Raw genomic sequence first — 19,136 nt, 5'->3', positions numbered from 1 at the left:
TGCACGTTTAGGAAATATATCACCAGAAAGACTGAAACGCATCAAAAGTATTTTAATCAGTTGGCTAAAACAATAAAATAAAAGTTATTGTATGTGAACGTGATCGCCTATCATGAGGTAATCTGAAAATAGGACAAAACAGCCTTTCAACCGATTCACTAAAGCTAAAATAATTCTATGGGGACAGCTAATCAAATTTGGCTATACGATACCACCCTCAGAGACGGGGCTCAAAGAGAAGGCATTGCCTTATCTTTGGAGGATAAGCTTAAAATTGCTCGTCAATTGGATAAAATGGGGATTCCCTTCATTGAAGGCGGTTGGCCAGGGGCTAACCCGAAGGATGTGCAGTTTTTCTGGAAGTTACAAGAAGAACCCCTTACCCAAGCCGAAGTAGTCGCCTTTTGTTCGACCCGTCGTCCCCATAAAATAGCGGCCGAAGACCCCCTTTTAAAAGCGATTTTAGCTGCCGGAACCCGATGGGTGACCATTTTTGGTAAATCTTGGGATCTCCACGTCACCGAAGGGCTAAAAACCAGCCTAGAAGAAAATTTAAACATGATCGCCGATACGATAGAATATCTCCGTAGTCAGGGACGGCGTGTCATTTATGATGCAGAACATTGGTTTGATGGCTATGTCAATAACCCAGACTATGCCCTAGAAACCCTGAAAACCGCCAAAGCAGCCGGGGCAGAATGGTTAGTTTTATGCGATACCAACGGGGGAACCCTACCCCACAATGTCAGTCGCATTGTTAAAGATGTGATAACTTCCTTAGAGATTCAACCCGATCAAGATAGTCCTCAATTAGGTATTCATACTCATAATGATTCTGGAACCGCCGTGGCCAACGGGTTAGCTGGAGTGGTCGAAGGGGTGAGAATGGTACAGGGAACCATCAACGGTTACGGGGAACGCTGCGGAAATGCGAACTTATGTACTTTAATCCCCAATTTACAGTTAAAAATGGGTTATCACTGTTTAGAAGAAAGCCAGTTGACCCAACTAACTAAAACGAGCCGTTTAATTAGCGAAATGGTTAATTTAGCCCCCGATGACCACGCGCCTTTTGTGGGACGTTCGGCCTTTGCCCATAAGGGAGGCATTCATGTGTCTGCGGTGCAGAAAAATCCTTTAACCTATGAACATATTAAACCAGAAAATATTGGCAATGAAAGGCGCATTGTTATCTCAGAAATGGCCGGGTTAAGTAATGTTTTATCCAAGGCCAAAACCTTTGGCATTGAGTTAAAAAAAGAAGATGCTGCCTGTCGTGAAATTTTGACAAGGATTAAAGAATTAGAACACGAAGGTTATCAATTTGAAGCAGCAGAAGCCAGCTTTGAACTATTAATGCGTCAAGCGTTAGGACAGACAAAAAGCTTCTTTGAACTACAAGGATTCCAAGTTCATTGTGATAGGTTATATGGGGAAGGAATGCCCTATAGTAATGCGTTAGCGACGATTAAAGTAACAGTGAATGGAGAAGATAGATTAGAGGTAGCCGAGGGTAACGGACCTGTTTCTGCCTTAGATAGTGCGTTACGGAAAGCTTTAGTTAATTTTTATCCTGAAATTGCCCAATTTCATCTCACGGATTATAAGGTTAGAATCCTCGATGGAGGTGCCGGAACTTCCGCTAATACTCGCGTTTTAATTGAGTCGAGCAATGGTCATGAACGGTGGACTACTGTAGGGGTTTCTCCTAATATTTTAGAAGCCTCTTATCAAGCCGTAGTAGAGGGAATTGAATACGGTTTATTGTTAAAATCAACTATGAAAAAACCAGTCAAATCCATGTCTTGAATATGTCGTTAACTCATTACTATATCTTTGAGTGTGGGGAAAAAAGATTAATTCATAACAAATTATGAAAATGTTGGAACCTAAATTAATCCCTCATATATCTTAAAGAGCTTTTTCTAGAAGACAAAAACCTGTACAATACTCGACATACCTATACAGAATGTCTAGGATGCACTATAGACCAAGTGAATTTGCCGATTTAGCAGGAGTTAGTGTCAAAACATTACAAAAGAGCTAATCATGTACGCAATTAAGAGAGAATTAAAGCTGAATAACAAAGAAAAGAGCTTTTTTGCTGGCTGTGCTGGCTTTTCTCGCTTTGTATACAATCATGGCTTATCTTTACTCAAATCCACCTGGGATATTCCCGAAATTTCTGGCAGTGACTCAAAACGGTTAGATGCTATCAAGAAAGTCTTTACAAACATTACTAAAAAGCAAACAGAATATTTATGGACAAATAAATATTCATCTCGCATTTATCAGAATGCTTTTAGGGACTTGAAAAAAGCATTTTCCCGTTGGAGAGAGCCTAAAATAAAAGCAGACTTACCTCGTTTTAAAAAGAAGAAAGATCACTGTAGTTTTACAGTAGATAGTTCTAACGGTAAGGTATTAGTCAAGGAGGGAAAAAAGATAAAAATTCCTACTTTGGGAACATTCAGATTAAAAGAGGCTATCCCTTATAACTGTGTTTCTCAAACCTTTACTATATCGAGGTCTGCAGGGAAATGGTATATAAGTTTTGCCGTTTCAGCTTGTAAAAGACCTGAGATGAAACACTGCCATAAAAAAGTAGGAATTGACTTAGGAATAAAAACTTTTGCCACTCTTAGTGACGGAAACACCTTGGAGGCTCCATCTTCCATCAAAAAAGCGAAAACCAAGCTAGGAAAGATACAATGGAGAAACAGAAATAAGGTACACAGCAACCGTCGTTCTGGAATCTCTGCATCTAAAAATGCGGTTAAATATTACCAGAAACTAAGAAAAAAGCATAAAAGAATAACCAACATTCGAGAAGATTTTCTGCAAAAAACCACCACATTATTGGCCAAAACTTATCAACATATTCTCATAGAAGATTTAAACATAAAAGGGATGATGGCTAACCACAAATTATCCGATGCCTTATCTAATTTAGGATTGTATCGTTTTCGAGAATTGTTGAGTTATAAACAAGAATGTTTTGGCTTTTTGTTAACCATAGTAGATAGGTGGTTCCCCAGTTCAAAAACTTGTTCAGTCTGCGGAAATATACAAGATATGCCCTTATTTGAAAGAGTTTATTATTGTCAAAATTGTGGCCAAGTTATGGACAGGGATCTCAACGCCTCAAAAAATATCGAAGGTTGGATCAAGAATGCCGATGGCTTATCGGTGAACGCCTGTGGACAAGAAGGAGCCGTCTCCCTTGGTTGAAGCAGGAATTGAACAACAAGCCTGTCCAGGTTTGTCTAGGTTTCATGAAGCAGATGGCAATTAATTGTTTAGGATACTTTAATTGATTTAAACTTGCCCATAAACAGGAATAGCTGAACCCCTGATATCCTTAGCTTCTTCAGACGCAAGAAAACAAATAACCTGCGCTAAAGAATGAGGAGACACCCATTTTGAAACATTATCTTCTCCCATTGCTTCGCGGTTAGCCGGGGTATCAATGACACTAGGAAGCACACTATTAGCGGTAATATTAAACCCTTTCGTCTCTTCTGCAATAGACTTAGTTAAAGCCACCACACCGGCTTTAGAAGCACAATAAGACGCTAAATCAGCATCGGGTTGCACGGCACCACGAGACCCTACGGTGACAATTCTGCCATATCCTGATTTGTACATGGCACCTAAACAATATTTACAGAGTAAGAAAGTGCTGTTAAGGTTTAAATCAATGGCTGATTTCCAGTCTTCGTAGGATTGTTGATCAGTTTTTCCCATAGAAAAACCTCCCATAAGATGAATCAAAACATCAACTCCATTTAAGTCATTCACTAACTGTTTAACCACATTTTCGTCGAGCAAATTGGCTTTAACAAAACGGATTTTCTCAAAATCTGTCGGAGTTAATTTATCCTTAAGGCGTTTAACCTCTGTTTCATCTCGATAGGGAATAGTCACCTTTGCCCCTCGTTTCAGCACTTCTGGCGTTACCCCTAATCCTAATCCTCCGGTTCCTCCCGTTAATAGAACTTGCTTGCCTTTCATAATCAATATTACTCATACTGTCTTCTATCTATTGACCAGTATAACGTTAATAACAACCTCTTCCCAAGGGGGTATTTTTCAATACATTGCTGGCAAAATTTTTGAGATCAGTCGATTATTTTTTGCTCTATTTGACAACACCGATAAAACTATGTTAAATCTTAAACAAAAAATCATTTCACTCATGATTGAGAATCAACCCTATAGCGAAAGTATCCCAATCAAAAGTAAAACTAGCTTTGTAGGTAGGTTAGACAATAATAGATAGGATTAACCTTGGCTTCGACTGAAACAAGAAAACAATTAACTAGGAGAATTTTATGAATAATGTACTTTCAATTATCCTTGGTGGTGGCGCAGGAACCCGACTTTATCCCCTAACCAAAACAAGAGCAAAACCGGCTGTCCCCTTAGCAGGAAAACATCGATTAATTGATATTCCTATCAGTAATTGTATTAATTCTAATCTTCATAAAATATATGTATTAACCCAGTTTAATTCTGCTTCCTTAAACCAACATATTTCTCGTTCTTACAATTTTTCTGGATTTCATCAAGGATTTGTAGAAATATTAGCGGCACAACAAACCCCAGAAAATATGAAATGGTTCCAAGGAACCGCCGACGCTGTCAGACAATATTTATGGCTCTTTGATAGAGCAGAGGCGGACGAATATTTGATTCTCTCAGGAGATCATTTATATCGTATGGACTATCGTGATTTTATCCAACATCATCGCAAAACCAATGCAGATATAACCTTGTCGGTGCTACCTGTGGATGAAAAACAAGCCTCTAGTTTTGGGTTAATGAAGATTGATGATACTGGCCGTATTATTGACTTCCAGGAAAAACCCAAAGGGGATGATCTCAAACGGATGGAAGTAGATACCACAACCCTCGGACTTTCAGCAGAAGAGTCTCAAATTAAGCCCTATATTGCCTCAATGGGGATTTATTTATTTAAGCGAGAAGTCTTAATTGATTTACTCAAACAACAGCCAGACTGTACTGATTTTGGGAAAGAAATCATTCCCAATGCCATCAAAGACTTAAATATACAAGCTTATTTGTTTAATGATTACTGGGAAGATATCGGAACCATCGAAGCCTTTTTTAAGGCTAACTTGGCTCTAGCCAAACAGCCAAATCCTTCTTTTAGTTTTTATGATAAAGCGGCTCCGATTTACACCAGAGCGCGTTATTTACCTCCCACCAAACAACTAAAATGTGAAGTGATTCAGTCAATGGTGAGTGAGGGTTGTGTCTTAAAAGACTGTTATATTGAAAATTCTGTCATCGGTATTCGTTCGAGGATTGATTCAGGTTGCACCATCAAAAATGTCTTACTCATGGGAGCAGATTATTATCAATCTGATTTTGAAAAAGAAGGAGACTGTTCCTTAGAAAACATTCCCATCGGTATCGGCTCAAATACCACCATTGACACAGCTATTATTGATAAAAATGCTCGTATTGGTTGCAATGTCAAGATTATTAACAAAGATAATGTCAGTGAAGCCGAAAAAGAAGATCAAGGCTTTTATATTCGCAGCAACATTATCACCGTTATCAAGGATGCAGTCATTCCCCACGATACGGTCATTTAATTAGCCTGAAAACCCAACCAATTAAACATACATAGAGAACAATAAAATGGCAACTCAAACCTTTCCTATCGATATCAGTGCTTATCAACCCTTAAATTTAGATCCCACTCAACCCAAGTTAAGCCAACAACAAAAAGAAACTTTGCAACATAATATTCAACTGTGTCGAGATGTGATTATTTTCTTCACGGCAACAGGAGCAGCCAAAGGGGTAGGCGGTCACACGGGGGGTCCTTATGACACCGTTCCTGAAGTGATGATTCTTGATGGTTTATTCAGAGGTGCGCCAGATAAATTTGTACCGATTTTCTTCGATGAAGCAGGCCACCGAGTCGCTACTCAATACCTGATTTCAACCCTCCGGGGTCAACTACCGGCCGAGAAACTCCTCCACTACCGAGAAGCTTATTCAAAACTCCCCGGACACCCAGAGTTAGGGTTAACCCCAGGGGTTCAATTTAGTTCCGGACGCTTGGGCCATATGTGGCCCTATGTGAATGGAATAGCAATGGCTAACCCTGATAAAATTGTTTTCTGTTTAGGGTCCGATGGTTCCCAACAAGAAGGAAACGACGCAGAAGCGGCCCGGTTAGCTGTGTCTCAAAATCTCAACGTTAAATTAATCATCGATGATAATGATGTGACCATCGCGGGCCACCCTTCTGAATATCAAAAAGGCTTTGATGTGGCCCGCACCTTAGAAGGCCATGGACTAACTACCTTTACCGGAGAAGGAGAAGACATCGAGAGTCTTTATCACCGCATTTATCAAGCCATTAGTAATGATGGACCGATGGCGGTGATTAATAAGCGTAAAATGTCTGTCGGGGTTGAGGGGATTGAAGGAACCCCCGAAGGCCATGACGTGATTCCCGTCGATGCTGCGATCGCTTATTTAGAAAACCGAGGTCATAAAGAAGCGGTTGACTATCTCAAGAGCATTTCTAAAGCGAAAAATCCCTACACTTATATGGGATCAACGGAAGAAGTGGGATCAAACCGTAATATTTTCGGGGATACGGTGGTTTCTATTTTAGATTCCATGAGCGAGCAAGATCGCAAAGATAAAATTATGTGTATTGATAATGATTTAGAGGGATCTTGCGGTTTAAAACAGATTCGTAAAGCCTATCCTGATATCTTCGTCAGTGGCGGTATTATGGAACGGGGCAACTTCTTGGCGGCCGCTGGTTTTGGCATGGAGGAAGGAAAACAAGGGATTTATGCTACCTTCAGCGCGTTTCTAGAGATGTGTGTTTCTGAGATTACCATGGCCCGACTGAACGGGTCTAATGTACTGTGTCATTTTTCCCACGCAGGGATCGATGATATGGCCGATAATACCTGTCACTTCGGCATTAATAATATGTTCGCTGACAACGGCCTCGAAGAAGGAGACGAAACCCGTCTTTATTTCCCCGGTGATCCCGGACAAATGATCGCTTGTGTTAAAGCGGTGTTTAATGACCCAGGGTTACGGTTTATCTTTTCCACTCGTTCTAAGGTTCCTTATCTTTTAGATAGCAATGGTAATAAACTCTATGGAGATAATTATCAATTTACCCCTGGCAAAGATGAGGTGATACGAGAAGGAAGCGCCGGTTATGTGGTCAGTTTTGGAGAATGTCTCTATCGTGCTTTAGATGCGGTTGAACAGTTGAAACAAGAGGGTTTAGATGTGGGTTTAATTAATAAATCGACTCTAAACGTAGTGGATGAAGAGATGATGGAAAAAATCGGCAACTCTCCTTTAGTAATGGTGGTTGAAGCCTTTAACCGTCGTACCGGACTGGGTAGCCGTTTCGGGACTTGGTTATTAGAACGGGGTTATACCCCTAAATATGCCCATCTCGGAACCTATCAAGAAGGTTGTGGCGGTTTATGGGAACAATACCCCTATCAAGGACTTGATCCCCAGGGTATTATCAGTCATGTTAAGGCTTTATCCAAAGGCATCAATTAATTAATGTTATGGGGGTCAACGCTTTGACGACCCCCAGCGTTGACTCCTAAGAAAATGTGTAGCATAAATATTATTGGTTCCAAAACTTATCATTTAACAATTTTTCTACATGACTGGGAAAAGGATAAATTTCAGGAAAATAAGTATCGGGATAATCTTCTTTCATGGCTTCTAAGGCTTCTTGATAAGACTCTGGGAATATTTCTAACATAAACCTTTTTAAACTAGGAGAATTTTTAAACTCTCTTTTTAATCCTTTGCGAAAATTTCTAATTTCTATTTCCCATCCTCGATAACAGTGATTCAAAATTCTTGAGTAGTTTTACTAAGTTTCAGTAGATCGAAAACTTACTTGTTTGGGCTGCAAGGGAGCAGGGAGTGGGGAGAAGGGGAGATTATTTTAAAGTATTTTAGAGTAAATAAAAGTTCAAAAGGTTATAAATCTCTAAGAATCTCAATCATATTCCCTAATTTTTTATTTTTATTCTATTTTCTTTCTCCTCCGCTCCGGTCTCCCTGCTCCCCCGCAATCCTAACTAGGATCTTTGTGATCTACTTAGTTTAACACTTTGCAGACACGCCCTAGACAAGATATCTCAAACTTCCGAGAGATGCTAAATGTTTCAACCTGTGTAAATTTATCTATATAAACAAAATTGTTCTACATTAGAAAGTACGAAAAAAAATGCCGGATGAAACATTAAAGAAAAATCTGCCCGAAATCGATTCGACGGAGTTAGAAGATTCCAGAACCGTCATCGCTGACGAGAATCGCTCATTTTTGAAAAAAGTCATGGTCAAAGGGGGATTTGCTGAGCCCTATGATGCAAGAGACTTTACTGACGTAGTATTTCGGATCATGCGCGATTTAATGGAGACAGAAACAGCCGATCGCGTCGAAGCAGAACTACACCAAGAGGTTATGTCGACGGATGAGAAAGCACTACAGATGGAAGTAGCTGATCTTTGGAAAGATCGCAATCCACTGGTCGGATTTTTGAGTCGAGTACGTCCGCCTTGGCAAGGTCCAGGGATCTTTAAAATCGACTCTGATCGCTTCCTCTTCCGCGCTGCCAATGAAGGAGGACTACCACCACAGATTGATCGAGAGCAAGCTGTTAAAGCCGTGTTTTCTGCTACTAAAGACGAACTTTCCGCAGAACGGATTGAGGAGATTGCCGGTTGGTTGCCGGACTACGTACAGAAACTTTGGCGAGAGGCTTAAGCTAACAGCAAATTATTTCTACTGCTCTGATTGATAAAAAATCACCTAATTAATCGTAGGGGTTGAGTAAATCAATCCCTATTCAGTCTTGTTTATCTTCATTCCGTTTCTTTCTATCTTTAGTACGAAGTGCTATTTTCTACCCATAAAGTAAAATCTTGCTCATACAGAGTTTTTGTGTTAGTTAAAGTCATAATATTAATCAGTCCAAAATTTACTATTTAATAACGGATCAATCTTTTCAGTAAAAGGATAAATATTAGGAAACTCATTATCATATTCAATTTCCATATTTTCTAACGCTTTTTGATAACAATCAAGTAATATATCTTGTAAAAAATTTCGTAAACTAGGAGAATCATTCAGAATTTGATTTAATTTTTGCTGTGTACGATTAAGGGTAACCTCCCAACCTCGATAACAGTCTGGTAAATTAACATAACGACGTTTTAAAGCGTGTTCAAATAAAGTAATTAAACGACTTTCTAAACTTCTTCTATCTCGTTTACCCAAAGAGTCTACTTCCTCAATTAAGTTCTCTAGATCAACTTGTGAGAAATCCCCTAATTTTAGCTTGTTAACTGTGTCTTTTATCCATAAAGCAAAATCTTGCTCATACAGAGTTTTTGTGTTAGTTAGAGTCATAACTTTTTCTCCGATTTCATGAGTTCATATTTCTAGGATAATGACCTTTACAAGGACTTCCCCAAGCCACCATAGCTACAGTAATATCCTTAAAAACACTGCTTCTAGCTCCGATAACAGCATTAGAACCAATTTTAACCCCAGGGGCAATAAAACAGTCTGTTGCTACCCAAACTCCGTTACCAATAATGATCGGTTTAACCATTAAATTAAAGGTTTGATCTTGAAAATCGTGACTTCCTGTACATAAATAACATTTCTGAGAAATGACACTATGAGAGCCAATTTTGATGGCTTCTAAACTATAGAAAACCACATCATCCCCAACCCAACTATAGTCCCCGATGCTAACCTTCCAAGGATAAGTAAAACGGGCTGTCGGACGAATAATAACCTTTTTGCCAATGGTTGCCCCAAAACGACGCAATAACCAACAACGAAAGCCATTAGCATTGTGTAAACTCAAGGGAAAGGCAACGGATTGTATTAACCACCATAGTAAGACATACCAGCCAGGACGACCGCGATCATACCAAGATTGGTCATATTGACTTAAATTAACCCAGGGTTGATCATCAACAATAGGAGCAGAATTTGACTCTAATTCCATTATTTTATAACTTCACTTTTATCGGTTCCGAGTTTGTTTTTGAATCATTTATTTGAGGATTCGTATTAACATTTAATTGTCCCCCAAATTTTCGTAATTCGTAAAGTTTTACCCCAATTTGATACTCATATTGACTGAGTAAACGCCCATAAATATAGCCGGCACGACCATCTAAAAACCCTAAGCGAATAAAATAAAATAACACAAATCTTAGGAGGGGTTTAAAGGGAAGTCTGACCCATATTTTCTTAAGAAATCGTTTTCTTTGAACGGCATCTCCAAATAAATTGGCTCCAATGGTGCCACTGTCATCTTGACCGGTTAATAAATTATAATAAACCCGTGCTTCCCAATTAGAATAACGGTTGTGTCGTTGTAACCAATGATAAATATCACGGAAGTCGATATGTAGCATATCTTCTTTGAGATAGCCTACATTTCCTTGTAAGATAACGTGTTCATGAACTTCGTTATCTCCTGTGTTGGGAATATCTTCTGTGTTTAAGTTTTCATAACGTCCTGATTTATGGCGAAATAACCGCAAATTCCAGTCGGGATATTTGCCACCGTAACGAATCCATTTTCCTAAGAAAAAGACTTTACGATTGAGATAATAACCATTGAAATCATTGTCTTTAATGGCTTCTTCGATTTCGTCCCATAATTCAGGGGTAATTCGTTCATCACAATCCACAATTAAAACCCATTCATTACGAAAAGGTAAATTTTCTAAAGACCAATTTTTCTTTTTCGGCCAGCGTCCATTAAAATGGAATTGAACCACATTGGCTCCATATTGCTCACTGATCTCGATAGAGCGATCGCTACTTTGAGAGTCAACTACAAAGACTTCATCTGCTCTGGCAACACTTTCTAGGCAAGCCGGTAAATTAAGTTCTTCATTCAAAGCGGGAATGAGAACAGAAACTGGAACTTTAGCCGTCATTTTAGACATTTTTGTTAAGGGTTAATCTTACTTAATATTATAGGTAATAGGAAATCATGGGGAGTCTTTAGCAGTCAACCGCCTATAAGCCTTTTGATCCTTGCTATATTAAGAAATATAAAGACAACAAAGTAAAAAAAAAGACAAAATTGCAATTAAGTATCAATGTTCGACACAGATCAAGTTCCGTCGTCTAGGGAAAAGTCTAACAGGAAAGTGAACAAAATGTCCGAAGAAAAAGAAAATAAGACCCAGATAGGGCGTTTGCCACTGATTTTGGGTATTTTAGTTTTAATAACCGCTACCGGCTCTGGGTTAACTTGGTGGTTTACTCAACAGAGTAACAATCAATCATCATCGGCCTTAGCCCAACAAACCCCCCCCACCTCCGTGAAATTAAACACCCTGAAGCCTGGGGTTGTCAAAACGGTTTCAGATGTCGTGGGAACCCTAGAAGCCCAAGACGCAGTAATCTTAAGACCAGAAATTCAAGGCCGTATTAATGAAATTTTAGTCAGAGATGGCGATCGCGTTAGCAAGGGTCAATTGCTGGTGCAACTGGATAACAATGACTGGCAGGCGGAATTATTAGAAGCTCAGGCACAACTGGCCAGCAGAAAAGCCCGTTTAGCCGAATTAGAAGCCGGAAACCGTGTCGAGGATATACAAGAGGCTAAAGCCCGTTTAAGAGAGGCTAAAGCCCGTTTAAACAATGCTCAGACCGGCGGTAGTCTAGAGGAAATTGCCCAGGCAGAAGCTCAAGTTAACGCGGCCCAAGCGAGTGCGGAGTTGGCCCGGCAACGGGTTGGCCGTTATGAAAACCTCGAACAAGAAGGGGCTATTTCTACTGATGAATATCAAGAATATGTCACAGAGGCTCGCAGTGCTTCGGCGGAGTTAGAACAAGCTCAACGCCGTTTATCCCAACTCAAAAAGAGTCGTCTCACTAACATCGATGAGTTACAAGCGGCCGTCGAAAGGCAAGAACAAAACCTGCGAAGAATACAAACGGGTCCCCGTCAAGAAGTGATCGCCCAAGCAAGGGCCGATGTGGCAGAAGCCATTGCCCAAGTGCGTACCGCCGAAGTTAATGTCAGTAAAACCCGTATTGTTGCCCCCATTTCCGGCATTGTAGGCGACATTCCCGTCGAAGCCGGAGACTATGTGAGTCAAGGGGATACTTTAACCACCCTAACCCAAAATAATCTTTTAGAACTCAATTTATCCATTCCTCTAGAAGATGCGTCCCGTTTACGGTTGGGCTTACCGGTACAAATTCTGGATAATCAAGAAAAAGCGATCGCCACCGGAAACATTAGTTTTATTTCTCCCAATGTTACGGCTGACTCTCAATTAGTGTTAGCAAAAGCCACCTTTGATGGTAATAATCGCTCTCTATTAAACCGTCAATTTATTCAAGCCAGAGTCATCTGGCAACAAGGTCAAGGCTTATTAATTCCCACTACGGCAGTGTCTCGTTTAGGAGGACAAACTTTTGTGTTTGTTGCTCAACCTAATGACTCAAATAAAGAAGATTCTGCCCCCTTTGTTGCAGAGCAAAGACAGGTAGAATTAGGGGAAGTTCAAGGCAATAACTATCAGGTAATTAGTGGGTTACAACCGGGAGAAAAAATTGTCACGGCTGGTATTTTACAGTTACAAGACGGTGCGCCTATTGCAGAATTAAAAAGTCCGTAGGGACTGAATTGTATTCAGCCTTAGAAAAGTGATTGATTGTAATCAGGTTTAGACAATGAATTTTGTTGATTTTTTTATTAAACGCCCAGTTTTTTCTTCTGTTTGCGCCCTCCTTATTTTATTAGTGGGATTAATTAGTTTATTTACGTTGCCTCTAGCTCAATTTCCTGAAATTGCCCCAACTCAGGTTCAAGTTCAATCTACTTATAATGGGGCGAGTGCCGAAGTGGTAGAAAATGCCGTTACTAATATTTTAGAACGACAAATTAATGGAGTTGAAGGACTCAAATATATTAGTTCCAGTAGCAGTAATAGCGGAACCAGTAGTATTACTGTTACCTTTGATTCTTCGGTCAACCCCGATTTAGCTGCTGTTGATGTACAAAATCAAGTGTCTGTGGTGCGATCGCAGTTACCTGATGCAGTACAAAGAACAGGGGTTCAAGTTACCCGAGAATCTAATAGTTTACTGTTAGGAATTGGTTTATATAGTGATAATAATCGTTATGATAATGTCTTTTTAAGTAACTACGCCGATCAATATTTAGTTGATGCTCTCAAACGTCTTGATGGTGTCGGAAATGTCCGCATTTTTGGAGAACGTCGTTATGCCATGCGTCTCTGGTTAGACCCCAATAAATTAGCCAGTCGCGGGTTAACCACTCAAGATGTGGTTACTGCGTTATCCGAACAAAATTTACAAGTGGGAGCCGGAAAAATAGGGGCAGAACCGGCACCAGAAGGTCAACAATTTCAGTTCGATTTACGGGCAATTAGTCAATTAAAAGATCCTCAAGAGTTTGAAAATTTACTCCTAAAAACCGATGAAAATGGCGGTTTAGTTTACTTTAAAGATGTGGGAAGAGCAGAATTAGGAGCGCAAGATTATAGTTCTTTTTTGCGGTTCCGAGGACAAGAAGCGGTCGGGATGGGAATTTACCAAAGAACCGGCTCGAATGCGTTAGAAGTGGCCAAAAAAGTTGAAGCAGAAATGGATCGTCTCTCGGAATTTTTTCCCCCTGATTTAAAATATGTGGTTGCTTTTGATACGACTCAATTTGTAGAGGAATCTTTATCGGAAGTTGTTAAAACTTTAATCATGGCCGTCGGCTTAGTTATTGTTGTTATTTTAATCTTTTTACAAAATTGGAGAACCACTTTAATTCCGGCTTTAACTATTCCTTTGGCTTTGGTTGGAACCTTTGCTTTTATTAAATTATTTGACTTTTCAATTAATAGTTTAACTCTGTTTGGTTTAACCTTAGCAACTGGTATGGTGGTGGACGATGCCATCATTGTCGTTGAACAAATTAACCGCTATATCGAAGATGAAAATATGTCCCCTCAAGCAGCAGCCAGTAAGGCCATGGGGGAATTATCATCAGCCGTTATTGCCACCTCTTTAGTGTTAATGGCGGTGTTTATTCCAGTGGCATTTTTTCCAGGAACCACAGGGGCTTTATATCGACAATTTGCTTTAACTATTGCGTTTTCTATTGTTATTTCTACCTTTTTGGCCTTAACCCTAACTCCTTCTTTATGTGCTTTATTATTAGAAAAGGGACAAAAGTTACCGGGCTTTTTAGGAACCATTTTTAATCAATTTAATCACTTTTTAGACTGGGTCAAGGGACAATACAGGCGATCGCTTCATACCCTCTCTCATCTGCGTCTGGTGGTGGTGGGGGTCTTCGTAGCCTTATTATTGGTCACAGCATGGCTATATAACCAGGTTCCCACCGCTTTCACCCCAGAAGAAGACCAAGGCTATTTCATCACCATTATTCAAGCCCCTCAAGGGGTTTCCTTGCAATATACCAGCGACGTGATGCGACAGGTAGAAAACATCATTTTAGAAGAACCTGACGTTAAAGCAACCTTTGCCGTGGGTGGGTTCGCCTTTGGGGTAGTAGTGCCAACCAAGGGGTGATTTTTAGCCCCCTCAAACCCTTTAAAGAACGTCCGGGGCCTCAACATTCGGCACAAGCGGTTATTGGTAAACTCTGGGGTAAATTTAGTCAAATACCTGAAGCGAATATTTTCCCCGTTAACCCTCCGGCTATCCGAGGTTTAGGAAATTTTGGCGGTTTTGTCTATCAACTACAAGACCAACAGGGAAGCGAAGATATTAACAAGTTAGTGCAGGTGATGGGGCAATTATTGGGGGCTGCCAACCAAAATCCTGCCATTGGTCAAGCATTTAGTCGCTTTTCTGCTAATACCCCTCAATTTATCATTGAAGTCAACCGCAATAAAGCCCAAGCGTTACAAGTTTCTATCGATGATATTTTTAGCACCCTCCAAACCGCGTTAGGCTCTCGCTATGTGAACGATTTTACCCTACAACAGCGTACCTATCGGGTTTATGTGCAAGCGGATAAGGAATTTCGCGCCAACCCTCAAGATATCAATCAATTGTATGTGCGATCGCAAAACGGTCAAATGGTTCCCTTATCTAACTTAGTCACCTTAACACCCACCACTGGGGCCCAAACCATTAGTCATTACAACCTCTATCGTTCCATAGAAATTAATGGCAGTCCAGCACCGGGTGTGGGTTCAGGAACCGCCCTACAAGCCATGGAAACCGTTTCTAAACAGGTTCTTCCGCCGGGGTTTGGTTACGAATGGTCTGGCACTTCCTTAGAAGAACTTGACTCCGCCGGTCTTGCACCCATTATTTTTGGGTTAGGATTGTTATTTGTGTTCTTAGTCTTAGCAGCACAATATGAAAATTATATCGACCCTTTTATTATTATTTTGGCGGTTCCTTTGGCTATTTTAGGGGCATTAACGGCACAATTATTAAGGGGGTTTGCTAATGATGTTTATTGTCAAATTGGGTTAGTGATGTTAATTGGTTTAGCGAGTAAAAATGCTATTCTTATTGTGGAGTTTGCTAACCAATTAAGAGATGAGGGTTTACCTTTAGTGAAAGCAGCCATAGAAGCGGCACAAGAAAGACTTAGACCTATTTTAATGACGGCAGTTTCTACTTTATTAGGTATTTTTCCCTTAGTCGTGGCAACGGGTGCCGGTTCAGGGAGTCGTCAGTCTTTGGGAACGGCGGTTTTTGGCGGAATGTTAGTGGCTTCTTTTTTGAGTTTATTTGTAGTCCCTATTCTCTATATTGTCGTTAAAATGACCACCGAAAAATTCTTACCGAAAAAGTCATCATAATTGTAATGTAGGGGTTTAATAATATTAAACCCTTCTCCTTTATAAATATTGTAGGGGTCAACAGCCGTTGACCCCTACGAAAATGTTGAGCTATTTAATTGAAACCCTCGACGTAAAATCTCCATTCTCTTTTTGGTTTATTTTTATTGCTAGACATAGATTTTTTCTGCGTTGATATAAGGCTTTAATTCGGGACGTAGCGCATTTTCTGTAATTAGGTCAATCTGACACTGAAAAAGGTCTTCAAGATAAAACAATACGCCAAAATATTTTTTTGAGTCGGCTTTTTCGGCAAAAGTAATTAATATATCAATGTCGCTTGTTTGAGTAGCAGTATCTCTTGCAGTAGAACCAAATAGAGCAAATTTTTTAACTCCATATTTTTCCTGAAGTAGAGCTTTATTTTGGGTAAGAAGTTCAAGGGCTTTTTGTTTTTTCATCTCTAATATAATCCATCAGATTCATAGATTTTAGAGCGATCGCCTTTATTATTTCCCCTATTTAGAAGGTTACAAGCGCACACCTTTTCCATTGTGTATATAATATCATGTCAAGTCAAGAAAAAGCAAGCATTTTTAACATTATTTACTTTTTATAATTTTTCTTATTAACCCTATTCAATTTCATGAATAAGAGATAGTTTTTCTAAATTATCTTTTAACCAAAGTGCATCTTTTTTTCTATTTGTTTGTAACTCTAAAACACGGATTCCTATGGAGGGTAGAGGATTTAATAATTGTTTTAATTCTGTCCAATTTTTTATTAAAATATGCTCAATATTATAAGTAGAACATAATTGAGCAAAATCAATATGTTGAGGAGTGGCAAAATAAGATTCAAAGAATGATTCTTCTTTGGCAATGGGTAACATTTCAAAAATTCCTCCCCCATTATTATTAACTAAAATGATGGTTAAATGACCTTGAAAATGTTGACGAATTAACCAGCCATTTGTATCATGTAAAAGAGCTAAATCTCCCGTTATTAACACACTACTTTTTGCTTTATGAGCAACTCCTAAAGCCGTTGATAAAGTTCCCTCAATACCGTTTGCACCTCGATTAAAATAAGGCATCAATTGACGCTTATTCGGCATCCAAAAAAATTCGGCATAGCGAACTGGCATACTATTGGCAATAAAAATAGGTGTTTCTTCTGGTAAAGTTTGAGACAGTAAAAAAGGAAGTTTTGCTTCTATTAAATCCTTAGTTTTATCAAGGTTAGCTTTGATATTGCGGTTGATAATTTTATTGACTTTTTTCCATTGCTTGAGATAGAATAAATCAGGTTTTTGAGGTCTATATTTTTCCTCATATTCCATGTCTAAATGGTGAATATCGGCTCGAATATAATGAGTATTATTATGAAGCGGTTCAAGACTATCCGGTCGACTATCAATTACCCAATGTTGGACTTGATGATTAGTTAACCATTGTCGTAATTCTTTACTGGTAGGGAATTCTCCAATTTGAATAACAACATCAGGAACAAGTTTATCCGCTAGTTCATTATTACGAAGAAGAATATCATAAGTGTTAATGAGATTAGGAAACTTTTCGATATTATTTCTAAAAGGACATAATGCTTCTGCTAAAACTGGATAGTTTAATAAAGTAGATAGGCGAATAATTTGCTTACAGTATAAATAAGTATTCTTAGGATTAGAAACCCCTACAATAATGATGCCTTTGCTATGAGAAAACCAATGGTTTAAATAATTATATAAAAAATCTGTTCTTAAAAGTTCTTTATCCCCTTTATAAATATTGAGAAAAAAATCATCAAAGTTTATATCTGTGAATAAATTAGCCATGTCTGGGTCAACAATAGGGGCTAAAGGTTCACGAAAAGGACAGTTTAAATGAACAATTCCCTGATAAGGAACTAAAGCATGATCCCAAGCAGCGATAATCGTTTGTCTAAGATAAGATAACAGTTGAATCTCTAAGGATGGTAAGGCTAACTCTGTGTACCAATTACAATAATTACCATATAATTTAACTTGATCAATCGTTTGTCCAGCATGACAATTTCTTAATTCTGGGGGACGATCCGCCGTAAAAATTAATAAAGGAACTTGACTTTCTTTCCCTTCAATTACTGCTGGATAAAAATTAGCCCCGGCTGTCCCTGATGTACAAATTAAAGCCACAGGAAGATGAGTGCGTTTAGCGATTCCTAAAGCAAAAAAAGCAGCCGATCGCTCATCTAAAATAGGGATAGTTTCAATATGAGGATGACGAGCAAAAGCAAGGGTTAAAGGAGTCGAACGAGATCCAGGACAAATAACAGCAGTCGTTAACCCCAAACGGGATAATGTTTCTACAATAATAGAAGACCATAGAGTATTAATATTACGAAAATCAAGGTGCATTCTGTATTAATTGGCTAATATTTCCTATGATCAAATCGAGTTTAATTGCTACGATTCAACCAGAGCATAACAATAGTAGAAACATATTTGCGTCCTTTACTCAGATAATCCCAGAGGTTGATCCCTGTTTTACTTTCTCCGGAGGTCCGAGGCACACAAACATAGGGAACTTCTTTCATCTTATAATTTAATCTAGCTGCCCGACATAATAAGTCAATACAATACTCCCCATAGTCTCCTTTTAAGGGGATTTTTTGTAAGACTTCTGCTCGCCCGGCAATAAAGCCACTGGTGTAGTCATGAACCTTACGCCCCAGCAATAACATAGCAAAGTTATTAATAATCCAACTTAAGACCCGTGCCATCAAACCATGAGCCACATCCGTTCCCCCTTCAATCCAACGCGACCCCACGGCTACATCAGCCTCCCCCTGTCGAATGGCTTCAACTAATTTTGGCACATCTTCAGGGGGCATCGACAAATCACAATCCATCCAGGTAATAATCTCGGCATTATAGGTTTGGATGGCTTCATTAATCCCTCGTTGAATAGCAGAGGTTAAGCCCTTTTCTTGAAGGCGACGCACTAACGCAATACCCGACTTGATTTCCTTTTCTTCAGGAGAATAAGGAGCGTGAGCGGCCATGTCTGCTACAATTTTCCAGGTACCATCAGGGGAGTCATCATCAATTACCAAAACTAAGTAAGGAGGAGAGACACTCGCCATCAGACGTTCAATTAAGTCAGTGATATTACCACTTTCGTTAAAGGTAGGTAAAATGGTACAAACCAGAGCATTGTCGTCAACCTTAGACATGGGCGTAATTTTAGAAAAAGATATCTCAACGTCATTAAAGACACAAAGTATTC

At 39.3% G+C, this 19,136-nt stretch carries 13 protein-coding genes and 2 pseudogenes; 7 read left to right on the top strand and 8 right to left on the bottom strand.

The features are described 5' to 3' along the window. The first annotated feature begins 177 nt into the window (after nt 1–177). Nucleotides 178–1,809 (top strand): citramalate synthase, encoded by a 1,632-nt coding sequence (gene cimA / locus C4E06_RS18575; RefSeq protein ID WP_107669556.1) that lies wholly within the window; start codon nt 178–180, stop codon nt 1,807–1,809. A 240-nt stretch (nt 1,810–2,049) separates the two neighbouring features. Next, nucleotides 2,050–3,231, top strand: coding sequence for an RNA-guided endonuclease TnpB family protein (locus C4E06_RS18565; protein WP_107666397.1), 1,182 nt, complete (start codon nt 2,050–2,052; stop codon nt 3,229–3,231). An 87-nt stretch (nt 3,232–3,318) separates the two neighbouring features. Here the strand turns inward: C4E06_RS18565 and fabG are convergent, their stop codons facing one another. Further along, nucleotides 3,319–4,014 carry a 3-oxoacyl-ACP reductase FabG gene (gene fabG, locus C4E06_RS18560; RefSeq protein ID WP_107669554.1) on the bottom strand — a complete coding sequence of 232 codons (696 nt, stop codon included), beginning with the start codon at nt 4,012–4,014 and terminating at the stop codon, nt 3,319–3,321. 320 nt (nt 4,015–4,334) lie between these two features. Between fabG and C4E06_RS18555 the strand changes: the two genes are divergently transcribed. Together C4E06_RS18555 and C4E06_RS18550 are read left to right on the top strand one after the other, a co-directional pair. Next, the gene (locus tag C4E06_RS18555; RefSeq protein ID WP_107669552.1) at nt 4,335–5,624 is read left to right on the top strand and encodes a glucose-1-phosphate adenylyltransferase; all 1,290 of its coding nucleotides are present in this window, start codon (nt 4,335–4,337) and stop codon (nt 5,622–5,624) included. A gap of 46 nt (nt 5,625–5,670) precedes the next feature. After that, nucleotides 5,671–7,587 (top strand): transketolase C-terminal domain-containing protein, encoded by a 1,917-nt coding sequence (locus C4E06_RS18550; RefSeq protein WP_107669545.1) that lies wholly within the window; start codon nt 5,671–5,673, stop codon nt 7,585–7,587. Between the two features lie 70 nt (nt 7,588–7,657). Here C4E06_RS18550 and C4E06_RS18545 read toward each other — a convergent pair. Beyond that, nucleotides 7,658–7,897: pseudogene (locus tag C4E06_RS18545) on the bottom strand (DUF29 family protein); the annotation flags it as partial. A 375-nt stretch (nt 7,898–8,272) separates the two neighbouring features. On the opposite strand from C4E06_RS18545, the gene C4E06_RS18540 reads away from it, so the two are divergent. After that, nucleotides 8,273–8,812: a DUF2267 domain-containing protein gene (locus C4E06_RS18540; RefSeq protein WP_107669542.1), complete on the top strand. Its 540-nt coding sequence runs from the start codon at nt 8,273–8,275 to the stop codon at nt 8,810–8,812. Between the two features lie 198 nt (nt 8,813–9,010). Here C4E06_RS18540 and C4E06_RS18535 read toward each other — a convergent pair whose 3' ends face one another. The 3 genes from C4E06_RS18535 to C4E06_RS18525 are packed head-to-tail and all read right to left on the bottom strand — an operon-like array spanning nt 9,011 to nt 11,013. Continuing rightward, the gene (locus C4E06_RS18535) at nt 9,011–9,457 is read right to left on the bottom strand and encodes a DUF29 domain-containing protein (protein ID WP_107669540.1); all 447 of its coding nucleotides are present in this window, start codon (nt 9,455–9,457) and stop codon (nt 9,011–9,013) included. A 16-nt stretch (nt 9,458–9,473) separates the two neighbouring features. Next, the gene (hpsU, locus tag C4E06_RS18530) at nt 9,474–10,067 is read right to left on the bottom strand and encodes a hormogonium polysaccharide biosynthesis acetyltransferase HpsU (RefSeq protein WP_107669538.1); all 594 of its coding nucleotides are present in this window, start codon (nt 10,065–10,067) and stop codon (nt 9,474–9,476) included. Between the two features lie 4 nt (nt 10,068–10,071). Then, complete coding sequence (locus C4E06_RS18525; protein WP_107669566.1) at nt 10,072–11,013, bottom strand: glycosyltransferase family 2 protein; 942 nt, start codon at nt 11,011–11,013, stop codon at nt 10,072–10,074. A gap of 225 nt (nt 11,014–11,238) precedes the next feature. Between C4E06_RS18525 and C4E06_RS18520 the strand changes: the two genes are divergently transcribed. Both C4E06_RS18520 and C4E06_RS29630 read left to right on the top strand, forming a co-directional pair. Then, nucleotides 11,239–12,711, top strand: a complete 1,473-nt coding sequence (locus C4E06_RS18520; protein ID WP_198648802.1) for an efflux RND transporter periplasmic adaptor subunit — start codon at nt 11,239–11,241, stop codon at nt 12,709–12,711. Between the two features lie 55 nt (nt 12,712–12,766). Then, nucleotides 12,767–15,891 (top strand): annotated as a pseudogene (locus C4E06_RS29630) (efflux RND transporter permease subunit). Between the two features lie 149 nt (nt 15,892–16,040). Here C4E06_RS29630 and C4E06_RS18510 read toward each other — a convergent pair. The 3 genes from C4E06_RS18510 to C4E06_RS18500 all read right to left on the bottom strand — a co-directional run bounded on the left by C4E06_RS18510 (nt 16,041) and on the right by C4E06_RS18500 (nt 19,083). Next, the gene (locus C4E06_RS18510) at nt 16,041–16,331 is read right to left on the bottom strand and encodes a nucleotidyltransferase family protein (protein WP_107669534.1); all 291 of its coding nucleotides are present in this window, start codon (nt 16,329–16,331) and stop codon (nt 16,041–16,043) included. A gap of 173 nt (nt 16,332–16,504) precedes the next feature. Next, nucleotides 16,505–18,265, bottom strand: a complete 1,761-nt coding sequence (menD, locus tag C4E06_RS18505) for a 2-succinyl-5-enolpyruvyl-6-hydroxy-3-cyclohexene-1-carboxylic-acid synthase (protein WP_107669532.1) — start codon at nt 18,263–18,265, stop codon at nt 16,505–16,507. A 41-nt stretch (nt 18,266–18,306) separates the two neighbouring features. Beyond that, nucleotides 18,307–19,083, bottom strand: a complete 777-nt coding sequence (locus C4E06_RS18500; RefSeq protein WP_107669530.1) for a polyprenol monophosphomannose synthase — start codon at nt 19,081–19,083, stop codon at nt 18,307–18,309. Between the last annotated feature and the right edge of the window lie 53 nt (nt 19,084–19,136).

This window comes from Cyanothece sp. BG0011, assembly GCF_003013815.1.
In the GTDB taxonomy this organism is placed as follows: domain Bacteria; phylum Cyanobacteriota; class Cyanobacteriia; order Cyanobacteriales; family Microcystaceae; genus Crocosphaera.
The sequence above is the reverse complement of the archived record's forward strand: the minus strand, read 5'-3'. Positions and strand labels throughout refer to the sequence as shown.